This is a genomic window from Antrihabitans cavernicola (assembly GCF_008297975.1).
GTDB classification, from domain to species: domain Bacteria; phylum Actinomycetota; class Actinomycetes; order Mycobacteriales; family Mycobacteriaceae; genus Antrihabitans; species Antrihabitans cavernicola.
In genome coordinates this window covers 180,954-192,925 of the sequence record NZ_VLNY01000002.1, presented here as the reverse complement: position 1 = coordinate 192,925, position 11,972 = coordinate 180,954, and the positions used below count along the sequence as shown (strand labels likewise).

Sequence of the window (11,972 nt, the reverse complement as noted above, 5' to 3'; positions counted from 1 at the left end):
TTTCTTGGCGTACGGAACACGTTTGGTAGCAACGCCTTCGGCGCTAGTGTCCTACATGGCGATATCGCACACCCATCGAAGACACGTCATCGGGGACTGCTGGACCGAACCCGTGCGCGATGCGATGGGGCTACCCATCCCGGTCAATCCCGCCAAGCCCGACGGGCGCAAGCGCACCCGAGCGCGGCAGGAATCGTTCGGCACCCGCGAAGACGCGGAAGCTCGACGCGACGAACTGAACGCCGCACGGCACACCACCGGCACCGCGACACTCGCCGATCAGCGCAAGGCGGGCGACCTGCCGTACGGCTACTACGCGCAAGCCTGGCTCGACAGCATGGAGGTGAAGGTGGCTCAGGGCCGATTGAAGCGACGCACCCTGGACGACTATGAACGAGTGCTACGCCGCTATGCGCTGCGGCACTTCGCCGGTCTGGCCGTCGCCAGCATCACGCCCCGGCAATGCGAAGAGTTCTTGTCCGCGTTGGTGCGGCAGCAGTCGCGGCAGGGTGCAGACGGGCGGCTGGAGCCCACCCTCTCCCCCGCGACGATCAAGCACGCGTGGGGCACCTTTGGCCGGGTGCTCAAGTACTCGGTGCGGCACGGCGCGATTCCGTCCAGCCCAACCGACCGAGTGGACTTTGCCACCAACCGCGCTACCGGCGACCACGACGCATTCGAGCACACGCCGCTCACCGCAACGCAATTGGCCGAGCTGAGCGCGGCTATCGCAGGGCAGCCGACCAACGGCCAGGAGCTACCGGCGTACCCGGTCTACGGACTGATGGTGGACTTCTTGGCGTACAGCGGTCTGCGTGCATCTGAGAACGCGGGCTTGCAGATTGAAGACTTGGTGTTCACGACGCCCCCAGCACTCGCGAACGGCAGCCCACGATTCGATGCGCGGTGAACGTCCGTCGGACCAAGGACCGCAAGGGGGGACAGTGGGTTGCCAGCACTCCCAAGTCCAAGCGCTCCCGTCGCTCGGTGCCGCTACCGCCATGGATTGCCGCGCGGATGCACTCGTACATAGAGAACGAGCACCCACGACCCGGCGAGCCAACAGCGCCACTATGGCGGTCGCGCAAGAACGGCGGCGGATACCGGACAGCGGGTGAGCGGTACGCGGTGCCGCACGACTGGTCGCAGCCGGTAGCGATGGGCACCTTCTACGAGACGATCTTTAAGCCCGCCCTGGCGGCGATGGGCCTGCCGGTCAGCGCTCCCGCGCACGACGGTCAACCGGCCACACGCGGCGTACGACTGCACGATCTACGCCGCTCGATGGCGGTCATGCAACTAACGGCGGGCACCCACTTCATGCAGGTGTCGAAATGGTTGGGCCACAGCACGTTCACCCTCACCCTGAACACCTACGGCGATTGGATTCCCGAAGAGGACGGAGGCGCGGCCAACGTACTGCCCGAACCTCCCGCCCCGGCCAATCTCGTTCCCGCTGAATCGGTTCCGTCGAACGTGGTGCAGATGTTCGGACGTCGGTCAGGTTGACGAAGCGGTGCGGGCCACAGCTACCGACTCTTTGCACCGCCAGCAGCTATACCTCGGAGCATTGATGCCGATATTTTGATCCGCATTGCAGCGCGTGCATACAACAGCCCGCATACCGTCGGGGATTGCAACCGGTGCCTTGGCCGGTGCAGCTAGCAATGCAGTCGCCAGCCCGAACGGCCCGAAGAAGAACGCAAATAGAAAGTATCCTCCGCTGCTTAGGTTCTTTTGGCCCGCAACATGCGCGGCGGCGAGTCCACATACGAAGAAAACAACTAGCAACAAAACGAACATTCCACTGGCCGAGTCGCTCACGGTTCCCCCTATTTGTCTGTTTCGGCATGCGTCGCCATTTGCTCAGATCGGAGGTTGCGCGTGTTCCGTTACAACTTGCGGACTGGAGCGCGACCAATCTGCTGCCCCGACTAGTGCAGTTCCGGTTGCGGCGATTCCGGCCTCCGTCGAGCGCGCAGAGGCTCGGGCGAAAGTTTGCTTCAGTTGTCAGCTAGAACCGAGGGGACCACGATCGAGTTTGGATCGATGCCTCGCGGAACCGCGATCAGAGCAGTGAGGTGCCTGTCACCCTTCTCTGTAAGGCGGACGTACTTGTTGGAGTCGTTAACCGGCCTCTTTTTTAGGCCATTGTCGATCAAGCCCAGTGCGCGAAACTGAGTCTTAACCAGGTCCCAGTCGTCATCGTGGACTTTAGCCTGACCACGTGGAACGCGTTTCATCCTTTCCATTGCCTCATCTCGGGCATTAATCACAAGATGACTTGCAAGCCGTTGTCGTGCATCGACTTCTGCACCTTCGTCGACCAATTCTGGGGCTACGTCTCGAAAGACCCCATCCCATGTAGTCTCCACGAACTCGATTACGCTCGGCTGGTTATATGATGGGCTCTCAACCTCGACCCATAGAGTGACCGTTTCGTCACCCTGCGCGAGTTTCGATACATCTTCCACTAAAGCGCTTTCGGCAGCTACTTTTTCTTCCCTCAAGGCTGCAACCTGCTCACGTAGCGCCAATATTTCGCGCTGCTGTTCGACAGTCATGGCTTGATCGCCACGAATCCAGCCCATTCCCGGCTTCTTTTTGATCGCCTGCAATAAGCTAGTGACCACAAGTCCGCCAAGCTCCGCCGGGGATTCGAAGAAGGTAACTGGCTTTGACTGTACCTTTTCGCGAAACTTCTGAAGTAGCTCCTGCACTGCGGGGTCCATGTCCGTCTTATTCGCTGGAATGCTGCCGGGGTCCTTATGGACAAATCCGAGAACTGGAATCTTAGATTTGACTGCGTAGTCGTACTCTTTCTCTGTAAAGCTAATTCCCTCGGCGTCAATTACGCTGCCGTATCTGCCAGCCACAACGACAATGTAATAGTCGCTTTGGTCGATAACCTGCTCTATCAGAGCCCATTGACCTTCGTCAGCCGACGGAAACATCTCCATTCCAGCGGGCAGATGGTCCATTCGCAGGATTGCCTGTATCACGGCCGCTCGCTCGTCCGTGAGGTCCGTGTACGTCGAACTCACGAAGACCTGATATCGCTTGTCGTCCACAGCACCGATCTTGCCAGCGCGGTCTGACAATCCGGACACCGCCGCGCCGCCATGCGCCGGGGTAATACCGGGGTGGCGGGCGCTCGACAGCAGCAATAATGCCTCTACCTGTGCCCCCAGTCGGACTCGAACCGACACTGTGCGGATTTTAAGTCCGCTGCCTCTGCCAATTGGGCTATAGGGGCCGACCGGCTCGCGCCCGCCTCCGAGAACTCTAACCAGCACCGCCCTAGGCGCGAACACCCACCCACTTGCCAAACTGGAAAGTCAGTCGCTACGCTTTCCATAACGGAAAGTGAGGGACCCGATGGACCCGGAAACCGCAGCGGCGCAGTTGCGCAGCGCCCAACACCAACGTGACCTGATCGCCGATCGTTCAGCCAGCCCGCCCGGCTATCACGTGATGCTCGGCATCATGGTCGGATTGTTCGTCGCGAGTTCGTATTTCCAAGAGCTGCTCCCACGCATGACGGTGATCGCGCTGTTCCTCCTCGGTTGCGGCGGCTTGGTCCTCTACTACCGGCGCACAAAGGGCATCTGGATAAACGGAAATCGCCCCGGACCTGCCGGTCGGATCGCGACCGTGGGAGCGTTGGCCGCGGCCGCGCTGTACGTGATCGGCTACACGGCGGGACACTGGTGGCCTGTGGTGCCACTGATCTGCGGCGTGATCGCGGCGATCGAGATGACCGTCACCGGCTATCGATGGGATGCGGTGTACGCCAAGGAGCTTCGGAGCCGACAATGACCGTGGTTCCCACTTTCAACACCACCATTCATGCCCCGCACCGCTTACAGATCTGCGCGTTGCTGGCCGAAGTGAATCAGGCCGAGTTCTCGGTCATCCGCGAAAGCGTCGACGTCAGCGAGTCGGTGCTCAGCAAGCAACTGCGCACACTCGAGGAAGCCGGGTTGGTCACGATCACCAAGGCCACCAGGGCATCTCGGCTACGCACCTGGGCATCGCTGACATCCGCCGGGCGGAAGGCATATGCCGCGCACGTCGCCGAGCTTCGCCGAATTGTCGGCGAGGGCTAGTCGCAGAGTCAGCGCAACGACATCGCAATACCGTCGAGAATGTCGTGCTCGCTGACGATCAGCTCGCCGATCCCCGCACGCCGCGAGAATTCCTCGGCCAGCACCGACGTTATGATCGCTCCCCCGCCGATCACATCGACACGTCCCGGATGCATCGGGCCCAATGCCGCGCGCTCGTCACGGGTCATGGCAACCAAACGATTGCACACGTCGTAGACGGCGTCTAGCGAGAGCCGCGACAGGTGCACCCGCGCCGGATCGTAGGTGGGCAGGTCGTTCGCGATCGCGGCGATGGTGGTCATCGTTCCTGCCACCCCGACCCAGGTGCGTGCCTGTTCGACGGGGACCTGCGCGAACGCCGGCGCCAACCGCTCGGACGCGAAGGCCTTTGCGGCAGCGACTTGCTCGGCCGTCGGCGGGTCGTCGTGCAAGCACCGCTCCGTCGTGCGCACACAGCCGACATCGGCGGAGAAGGCCGCTTGCACTCCAGTCGTGTCGCCCAGAACCAGCTCAGTCGAGCCGCCACCCAGATCGACGACCACGAACGGTCCTGCCGCCGAATCCAATTCACCGACGGCGCCCGCGAACGACAGCCGCGCTTCCTCGTCGCCGGTGATCACTTCGGCCTCCGCACCCGCGATCACGGCACCCAACTCGGCGCGGGTCATCGAGAAGAAGTCCTCGCGATTCGACGCGTCACGAGTCGCCGACGTTGCGACCATCCGCACCGCATCGATGTGTGCCTCTTGCATCATGCCCACGTACTCGTGCAGTGCGACGCGTGTGCGCTCGATCGCCTCGGGCACGAAAGCGCCTGTGGCGTCGACTCCTTGACCGAGGCGCACGATCCGCATCTCGCGACGAACGTCGGTGAGCGCACCCGAACCATCGATGTCTGCGATCAGCAGGCGGATCGAATTGGTGCCGCAATCGACCGCAGCAACGCGGGTCATGTCGCGTCCTCTCCGTGCAGTTGCTCGTAGGTGGGCCAGTCGGCGGGTAGCGCCGTTCCGCGCAGCTTCCCTTGCGCCGCAAGCGCAACCGACTCGTCGCCCAGCGGATTCAGACCAGGACCTTTGGCCAACGCATGCGCCATCAGCACGTGCAGGCACTTCACTCGCTCGGGCATCCCACCGCCGGTGAAGTCGGTTCCCAGCGAGTCGATTTCGTTGCGTTCGGCCAAATAACTTTCGTGCGCAACGCGATACGCCGCCGCCAGGTCTACATCTGCGGCGAGACGCTCGGTCATCTCGCGCATCACGCCCGCCGATTCCTGCCTGCTCGCCTCCGCGGTGAGCCGCGGATCTGTCAGGTAATAGAGCGTGGGAAACGGCGTGCCATCCGGCAGACGCGGTGCGGTCTTCACGACGCCGGGAGTTCCATCGGGAGCACGATAAGCGATCGCCAACACACCGCGGGGCTCTCGACCCAGTTGTGCGGCAACGGCATCGAGATCGCTCTGGCTCGGGCGGTCGATGCGTTCGGTCACCCCTGCGCCCCTCCGGCCGAGGGCGGCGGAGGCGGCAACGGCGCCAGCGGCATCGCGGGCGGCGGGACCGGAGCGGGAGCAGGAACACTCACCTGCTTCCAGAGGTCGCTGTACCACGGGCCGCCCTTGGGTTCCGGCTTCGCCATCCGGGCCTGCTCTGCCTCGTACGCACCGGGGAGCTGCACCTGGAAGGGTGTCTCACCCGGCATCACGAGCCGCAGGCGATCACGAGCCTCGGCCGTGATGTACGCCGGATCCGCTTGTTGCAGCTTTTTTTCGCGCAACTTCTGCAGATCGGCTTCCAGGTCCACGCGCTGGGCCTCCACTTGCGCGGCGTCGCCTCGCTGCGTGAAGTACGTGCGCAGCGGCACCGCGAGAGTCAACGCAAGCGCGCACACCACTACCGCCAAGATCACGGCACGACCTGTCGACAGGCCCAGAATCGTTCGCTCGGGCTTGGGTGCCGACGACCGCGACGACTTCCGCACAGACGCTCGGATCGGCACTTCGCGCTCTGCGACTTCCGGCACCGCCTTCGATGCCGGCGCCCGCCGATCCCGTTCCGCGCGTGTCGATCTGCTGGAGCTGCGACCGCCGGGACTGCTGCCCGAGCCGCGGCCACGCCGCTTCTCGGCCATCATCGCTCACTCGGCGGAGACAAGTTCCCCGTCGCTGCGCTCGCCCCGGTCGTCACAGATCCTCCGTCACTCAGTTGTCGGAGCCCTCGAAGTTGAACCGCGGGAACGCAACATCGCCCGCATAGCGAGCCGCGTCGCCGAGGGCGTCTTCGATGCGCAGCAGCTGGTTGTACTTGGCGACGCGCTCGCTGCGAGCGGGGGCGCCGGTCTTGATCTGGCCGCTGCCGACAGCAACAGCCAGGTCGGCGATGGTGGTGTCTTCGGTCTCGCCGCTGCGGTGGCTCATCATCGTCTTGTAGCCGCTGCGATGCGCGAGTTCGACAGCGTCGAGGGTCTCGGTCAACGTGCCGATCTGATTTACCTTGACCAGCAACGCGTTTGCGGCACCCTTGACGATGCCGTCCTCGAGCCGCTCCGGGTTGGTGACGAAGAGATCGTCACCGACGATCTGCACGCGGTCACCGATCTGATCGGTGAGCGCGACCCAACCGTCCCAGTCGTCTTCACTGAGCGGATCTTCGATCGAGACCAGCGGGTAGGCGTCGAGCAGCTCCGCGTAGAAGTCGGTGAGCTCGGCGGCGGTTCGTACCGAACCCTCGAACTTGTATCCGGTGCCGTCGGTGTAGAACTCGGTTGCCGCGACATCGAGTGCCAGCGCAACATCGGCGCCAAGCTTGAGGCCCGTCTTCTCGATCGCCGTACTGATCAGGTCGAGCGCTTCCTTGGTGCCTGCGATGCTCGGCGCGAAGCCGCCTTCGTCGCCGAGGCCGGTCGAGAGGCCCTTTTCCTTCAGCACCGACTTCAGCGAGTGGTACACCTCGGCACCCCAGCGCAGCGACTCCTTGAACGTGGGGGCGCCGATCGGGGCGACCATGAATTCCTGAACGTCGACACCGGAATCGGCGTGGGCGCCACCGTTGACGATGTTCATCATCGGCACCGGCAGGATGTGCGCGTTGGGTCCGCCGAGGTAGCGGAATAATTCGAGGCCCGACGATTCGGCGGCGGCGCGCGCGACGGCCAGCGACGCACCCAGCAGGGCGTTGGCTCCAAGGCGCGACTTGTCGGGGGTGCCGTCGAGATCCAGCAGGGTCTGATCGACGGTGCGCTGCTCGATGGCGTCCAACCCGATCAGCGCGGGGCCGATCTCGTCCAGCACGCCTTCGACGGCCTTCTGGACACCCTTGCCGCCGTAGCGCTTGCCGCCGTCACGCAGCTCGACGGCCTCGTGCTCGCCGGTCGATGCGCCGGAAGGAACTGCCGCGCGGGTGAGGGTTCCGTCGTCCAGTGCGACCTCGACCTCGATGGTGGGGTTGCCACGCGAATCGAGGATCTCGCGGGCTCCGACCTGATCAATGATGGCCACGGATTGGTTCTCCTTCGAAAGCTGGCAGGTGCGCGCATCGAGCGTAGCGTCCCGCAGTCCGAGTGGGTGGAGGCGCTCCGCGCAGGTGAGCGCTTAGTAGGGGTCCACACCAACTAAACGCTCACCTGGCACTAGTGCCAACGCTGTATGCCGCGGCACGATCACGCACCTCACGCAGGTAGGACCCGGACAGGTTGTAGGTCATCAACGCCTTCTGCCACCCCTCCGGCGTCGTGAGATCCCCGCCACTGGCACACAGATATCGAGCGGCGGTCAACGACGCGTCGTCGATGTTGTCGGCCGAGACGACACCGTCACCGTTCGCGTCGACGCCGTAGCGCTTCCAGGTCTCGGGAATGAACTGCAGCGGCCCCATCGCTCGATCGTGGACGGGATCGCCGTCGAGTGCACCGCCATCGGTATCCGGAATCTCCGCAACTCCGGGACCACCGTCGAGCGGAACGCCTCGAATCGGCGGCACCACCGAGCCGTCGGCCTGCACCGACGATCCCCTGAAGGTGCCGTGCTTGCTTTCGACGCTGGCGATACCGGCGATCGTCGTCCACCTGATCCCGCAGTCGGGCTGCGATTTCGCCATCACAGCAGCCGCGTAGCCGTACGCCTCCAGGGCCGTCACCGAAATATGCAGCGCGTCCGACTGACCCGCTGCCCAGTCGTGGAGCAAGTTCGCAGTTCGGCCCGGGGCGTCGACATCGATGACGGGCAGCGGCGTTCCCGCGCCGGGCGGAATGCCGTCGGGTATCGCAACCTTCGCGCCGCGCCCACATCCGACGACAAGTGTCGCCGCCAATGCGACCACAGCCGCGCACCCGATGAACTTCACGCCACAATGATCCACATCGAAAGTAAAGCGTGGGTAATGAATATATCCGTCCCGCGGGCAGGGGTGTATGTTTCACCAATCAACCAAGGATCGCCTTGCCTTCGTATGGGCAGGCGTACCTCAGCAAGGGAGTAACGAGCCGTGTCCGTCCTCGCCGCCGGTGCAGGCGCACCGTCGATCGCCACTCAACTGTTCGGGAGTGGACTGATCGGGGTCCGCGAAGGACTCGAGACCGGAATCGTCGTGATGATCCTTGTCGCGTTCCTGGTGAAATCCGACCGCCGCGACGCCCTGAAGTGGGTGTGGCTGGGCGTCGGAATCGCGATCGCCATGGTCGCCGCAATATTCTTCGCCATTCACTTCGGAACGTCGACGGTGACCGGACTGACCGCCGAAATCATCGCGGGCGTCGCATCGTTGGTCGCCGTGGTGATCGTCAGCGCGATGGTGCTGTGGATGCGCTCCGCGGCCAAGTCGATCTCGGGCGAGCTCCGCGCAGGCATGGAGCGGGCGCTCGACGTAGGCCCGCTGGCCGTGCTGCTACTCGCGTTCTTCGCCGTCAGTCGTGAAGGTGTCGAGACGGCGTTGCTCATGGTCGGCTACGCCGAGAACACCGAGGGCAGCAGCTGGCCGCTGCTGGGCTTGCTGCTCGGGGTCGTCGTTGCCGCGCTGCTGACGGTCCTCCTCTACTTCGGCACCATCCGCATCAATTTCGCCAAGTTCTTCAAGTACACCGGCGTCTTCCTGATCGTCGTCGCGGCGGGAATCCTCGCCTACGGCATCCGCGCTCTGCAGACTGGCGGCTGGTTGCCCGGTGGCGCAACGCAGGCCTTCGACATCACCGGTTGGTTCGATTCTTCGAGCTGGTACGGCACCGTCCTCGCAGGCATCTTCAACTTCCGACCCGACCCGACCCTGGCCCAGGTTGTCGCGTGGGTCGTCTACGTCGTCGTCGTACTCGCGCTCTTCCTGCGCCCTACCGGCGCACCCGCCGCAGCGAAACCCGTTGCCGAACAACCCGCACTCGAATCCACCCCCTGATGCTCTGCGCCTGAAAGGCACCACCGAAATTGTCGAACATCACTAGAACCACCTGTGTCCTGGCACTCGTCGCGGCGCTGCCGCTGGCCGTTGCAGGGTGCACCGAGAAGTCGAAGTCCGAGGCCGGCGATATTGCCGTGACCGCCAACGATTCGACGTGCGACATTGCGAAAAACACGGCGGGCACCGGCAACTCGACCTTCCAGGTGACCAACAACGGTTCCAAGGTCACCGAGTTCTACGTGTACGGCAAGGGCGACCGGGTGATGGGCGAGGTCGAGAACATCGGTCCCGGCCTGACGCGCCAGCTGATCGTTGCGTTGACGGAGCCCGGCACGTACCAGACCGCGTGCAAGCCGGGCATGGTCGGCGACGGCATCCGTGCCGACTTCACCGTGACGGGCGACGCCGTCAAGCAAGAAGAGAGTGGCCAACTCGCCGATGCCGCGGCTGGCTACAAGCGCTACGTCGTCAGTCAGATCAGCGCCTTGCAGGACACCACGAAGAAGTTTGTCGACTCCGTGAAGTCCGGGGACATCGCCGGTGCGAAAGCCCAGTTCCCGCTGGCGCGTACGTATTACGAGCGCATCGAGCCGGTCGCCGAAAGCTTCCCGGACGATCTCGATCCCCGCATCGACCTCCGCGAACCCGACGTGGAGCCGGGTGCCAAATGGACCGGCTTCCACCGCCTGGAGAAGGACCTGTGGACGCAGGGTCTGCAGCCGGACACCAACGCGATTGCCGACCAGTTGAACAAGGACGTGCAAGAGCTGTCCGACCGGGTCAATGCCAACGATTTCGTGATCGATCCGATCCAAACAGCCGGTGGCGCAGCGGGATTGCTCGAAGAGGTAGCGCGCACCAAGATCACCGGCGAAGAGGACTTCTTCTCGCACACCGACCTCTACGACTTCAAGGCGAACGTCGAAGGCTCGCAGGCCGCAATCGCGTCGATTCGGCCGATTCTCGACGAGCGAGATGCTGCCCTCGGTAAGCAGATCGATCAGCGCTTCGCCGATCTGGAAGCGGACCTCGAAACCCACCGCGCCGGCGACGGATTCGTCAGCTATGACACGGTTACCGAGCCTCAGCGTCAAGAGCTGTCGCAGAAGATCGATGCATTGCTGGCAGAGGTAAGCAAGGTACAGCGTGTCGTTGCAGGAAAATAGGGGCATCAGCCGCCGCGGGCTGTTCGGCGCTCTCGGTGCGGGTGCCGCACTGGTCGGCGCCGGCGCTGTTGTCGGCCGGGAGACAGCGCCGGGCGACTCCTCGACGATGGCCGACGTCGTCGAGTTCCGCGGTGAACATCAAGCCGGAATCGCCACGCCCGCACAGGATCGGATGCACTTCGTCGCGTTCGACGTGATCTCGGACTCCCGGGACGACCTGATCGCCTTGTTGCGTACGTGGACCGAAGTCGCCGAACGCATGACCAAGGGCGAACAGACCTACGACAACGGCGCGACCGGTGGCGAGGAATACTCACCGCCGTCCGACACCGGCGAGGCCCTGGATCTGGCCCCGAGCCAGCTCACGCTCACCATCGGCTTCGGCCCCTCGCTGTTCGGCACCGCTGAGAAGGACCGATTCGGGATCTTCTCGAAGAAGCCTGCAGCGCTTGCCGATCTACAACATTTCCCGGGTGACATCCTCGACCCGGCCCGCAGCGGTGGCGATATCGCGATCCAGGCATGCGCCAACGATCCGCAGGTCGCTGTCCACGCGATCCGCAATCTCGCGCGGCTCGGCACCGGCACGGTCGCAGTGAAATGGTCGCAGTTGGGGTTTGGGCGCACATCGTCCACATCTGCGTCGCAGGTCACTGCGCGCAACCTGATGGGCTTCAAGGACGGCACCAACAACCTCAAATCCGAAGACACATCAGAGGTTTCGCAGTTCGTCTGGGTGGATCCCAAAGACGATCAGGACTGGATGGCCGGCGGCACCTACCTCGTCGCTCGTCGTATTCGCATGCTGATCGAGGCCTGGGATCGCACCACACTCAACGAACAGGAGCGCGTGTTCGGGCGTGCCAAGGGCAGTGGTGCACCGAAGGGCAGCGGTGCCGAATTCGATGCGGTGGATCTGCAGTCGAAGGGCCCCGAGGGACTGCTCATCGACAAGGCGGCCCACATCCGGCTGGCGTCGCACGAATCGCTCAACGGCATCAAGCTGATGCGGCGCGGCTACAACTTCACCGACGGCTCCGACGGCTTCGGGCACCTGGACGCAGGACTCTTCTTCATCGCCTTCTGCCGCAATCCGATCGAGCAATTCGTTCCGATGCAGCTGCAGCTTTCGCGCAAGGATCTGCTGAACGAATACATCCAGCACATGGCATCCGCTGTGTTCGCTGTGCCGCCCGGAGTGGGTCAGGGTGAGTACTGGGGATCGACGTTGTTCGGTGGAGCAGAAGGGTCACCGGGTCCGTCGAACCGTTAGTTACGGCCAAAAACCCACCTCGCCGACCATCGTTGCCGCACAA

13 protein-coding genes and 1 tRNA gene are annotated in these 11,972 nt (G+C 63.6%); 7 read left to right on the top strand and 7 right to left on the bottom strand.

Going from position 1 to position 11,972, the window contains the following annotated elements:
- Nucleotides 1-55 precede the first annotated feature (55 nt).
- A complete protein-coding gene (locus FOY51_RS27915; RefSeq protein ID WP_353961356.1) occupies nucleotides 56-910 on the top strand; it encodes a tyrosine-type recombinase/integrase in 855 nt (284 codons plus the stop codon).
- Between the two features lie 107 nt (nucleotides 911-1,017).
- The gene (locus FOY51_RS27910) at nucleotides 1,018-1,509 is read left to right on the top strand and encodes a site-specific integrase (protein ID WP_353961355.1); all 492 of its coding nucleotides are present in this window, start codon (nucleotides 1,018-1,020) and stop codon (nucleotides 1,507-1,509) included.
- A gap of 494 nt (nucleotides 1,510-2,003) precedes the next feature.
- Here FOY51_RS27910 and FOY51_RS04650 read toward each other — a convergent pair whose 3' ends face one another.
- The gene (locus FOY51_RS04650; protein WP_187776178.1) at nucleotides 2,004-3,071 is read right to left on the bottom strand and encodes a DUF4062 domain-containing protein; all 1,068 of its coding nucleotides are present in this window, start codon (nucleotides 3,069-3,071) and stop codon (nucleotides 2,004-2,006) included.
- Nucleotides 3,072-3,182: 111 nt separating this feature from the next.
- Nucleotides 3,183-3,256: transfer RNA gene (locus tag FOY51_RS04645), tRNA-Leu, on the bottom strand.
- Nucleotides 3,257-3,378: 122 nt separating this feature from the next.
- Between FOY51_RS04645 and FOY51_RS04640 the strand changes: the two genes are divergently transcribed.
- Together FOY51_RS04640 and FOY51_RS04635 are read left to right on the top strand one after the other, a co-directional pair.
- Complete coding sequence (locus tag FOY51_RS04640) at nucleotides 3,379-3,819, top strand: hypothetical protein (RefSeq protein WP_149429039.1); 441 nt, start codon at nucleotides 3,379-3,381, stop codon at nucleotides 3,817-3,819.
- A complete protein-coding gene (locus FOY51_RS04635) occupies nucleotides 3,816-4,109 on the top strand; it encodes a transcriptional regulator (RefSeq protein WP_149429038.1) in 294 nt (97 codons plus the stop codon). Before FOY51_RS04640 ends, FOY51_RS04635 begins: the two co-directional genes overlap by 4 nt.
- An 8-nt stretch (nucleotides 4,110-4,117) precedes the next feature.
- Here the strand turns inward: FOY51_RS04635 and FOY51_RS04630 are convergent, their stop codons facing one another.
- The 5 genes from FOY51_RS04630 to FOY51_RS04610 form a co-directional block, all read right to left on the bottom strand.
- Complete coding sequence (locus FOY51_RS04630) at nucleotides 4,118-5,062, bottom strand: Ppx/GppA phosphatase family protein (RefSeq protein ID WP_149429037.1); 945 nt, start codon at nucleotides 5,060-5,062, stop codon at nucleotides 4,118-4,120.
- Nucleotides 5,059-5,598, bottom strand: coding sequence for a DUF501 domain-containing protein (locus tag FOY51_RS04625; RefSeq protein ID WP_235916117.1), 540 nt, complete (start codon nucleotides 5,596-5,598; stop codon nucleotides 5,059-5,061). Before FOY51_RS04625 ends, FOY51_RS04630 begins: the two co-directional genes overlap by 4 nt.
- A complete protein-coding gene (locus FOY51_RS04620; protein ID WP_149429036.1) occupies nucleotides 5,595-6,236 on the bottom strand; it encodes an FtsB family cell division protein in 642 nt (213 codons plus the stop codon). The genes FOY51_RS04625 and FOY51_RS04620 overlap by 4 nt, the downstream gene beginning before the upstream one ends.
- Before the next feature lie 70 nt (nucleotides 6,237-6,306).
- Nucleotides 6,307-7,602, bottom strand: coding sequence for a phosphopyruvate hydratase (eno, locus tag FOY51_RS04615; protein ID WP_149429035.1), 1,296 nt, complete (start codon nucleotides 7,600-7,602; stop codon nucleotides 6,307-6,309).
- Between the two features lie 121 nt (nucleotides 7,603-7,723).
- The gene (locus FOY51_RS04610; protein WP_371830403.1) at nucleotides 7,724-8,446 is read right to left on the bottom strand and encodes a lytic transglycosylase domain-containing protein; all 723 of its coding nucleotides are present in this window, start codon (nucleotides 8,444-8,446) and stop codon (nucleotides 7,724-7,726) included.
- 141 nt (nucleotides 8,447-8,587) lie between these two features.
- Here FOY51_RS04610 and efeU point away from each other — a divergent pair, with 141 nt between their 5' ends.
- From efeU to efeB, 3 genes are read left to right on the top strand one after another with little or no spacing between them, the layout of a single operon-like run.
- The gene (gene efeU, locus FOY51_RS04605) at nucleotides 8,588-9,487 is read left to right on the top strand and encodes an iron uptake transporter permease EfeU (protein WP_149429033.1); all 900 of its coding nucleotides are present in this window, start codon (nucleotides 8,588-8,590) and stop codon (nucleotides 9,485-9,487) included.
- Nucleotides 9,488-9,525: 38 nt separating this feature from the next.
- Nucleotides 9,526-10,656 (top strand): iron uptake system protein EfeO, encoded by a 1,131-nt coding sequence (gene efeO, locus FOY51_RS04600; protein WP_149429490.1) that lies wholly within the window; start codon nucleotides 9,526-9,528, stop codon nucleotides 10,654-10,656.
- Complete coding sequence (gene efeB, locus FOY51_RS04595) at nucleotides 10,637-11,929, top strand: iron uptake transporter deferrochelatase/peroxidase subunit (protein ID WP_149429032.1); 1,293 nt, start codon at nucleotides 10,637-10,639, stop codon at nucleotides 11,927-11,929. The genes efeO and efeB overlap by 20 nt, the downstream gene beginning before the upstream one ends.
- Nucleotides 11,930-11,972 lie beyond the last annotated feature (43 nt).

Excerpts from the sequence above, each read along its gene's own strand:
- FOY51_RS27910 (WP_353961355.1), top strand. The coding sequence starts at position 1,018 with ATGCACTCGTACATAGAGAACGAGCACCCACGACCCGGCGAGCCAACA.
- FOY51_RS04635 (WP_149429038.1), top strand. The coding sequence starts at position 3,816 with ATGACCGTGGTTCCCACTTTCAACACCACCATTCATGCCCCGCACCGC.
- FOY51_RS04640 (WP_149429039.1), top strand. The coding sequence starts at position 3,379 with ATGGACCCGGAAACCGCAGCGGCGCAGTTGCGCAGCGCCCAACACCAA.
- FOY51_RS04620 (WP_149429036.1), bottom strand. The coding sequence starts at position 6,236 with ATGGCCGAGAAGCGGCGTGGCCGCGGCTCGGGCAGCAGTCCCGGCGGT.
- FOY51_RS04630 (WP_149429037.1), bottom strand. The coding sequence starts at position 5,062 with ATGACCCGCGTTGCTGCGGTCGATTGCGGCACCAATTCGATCCGCCTG.
- FOY51_RS27915 (WP_353961356.1), top strand. The coding sequence starts at position 56 with ATGGCGATATCGCACACCCATCGAAGACACGTCATCGGGGACTGCTGG.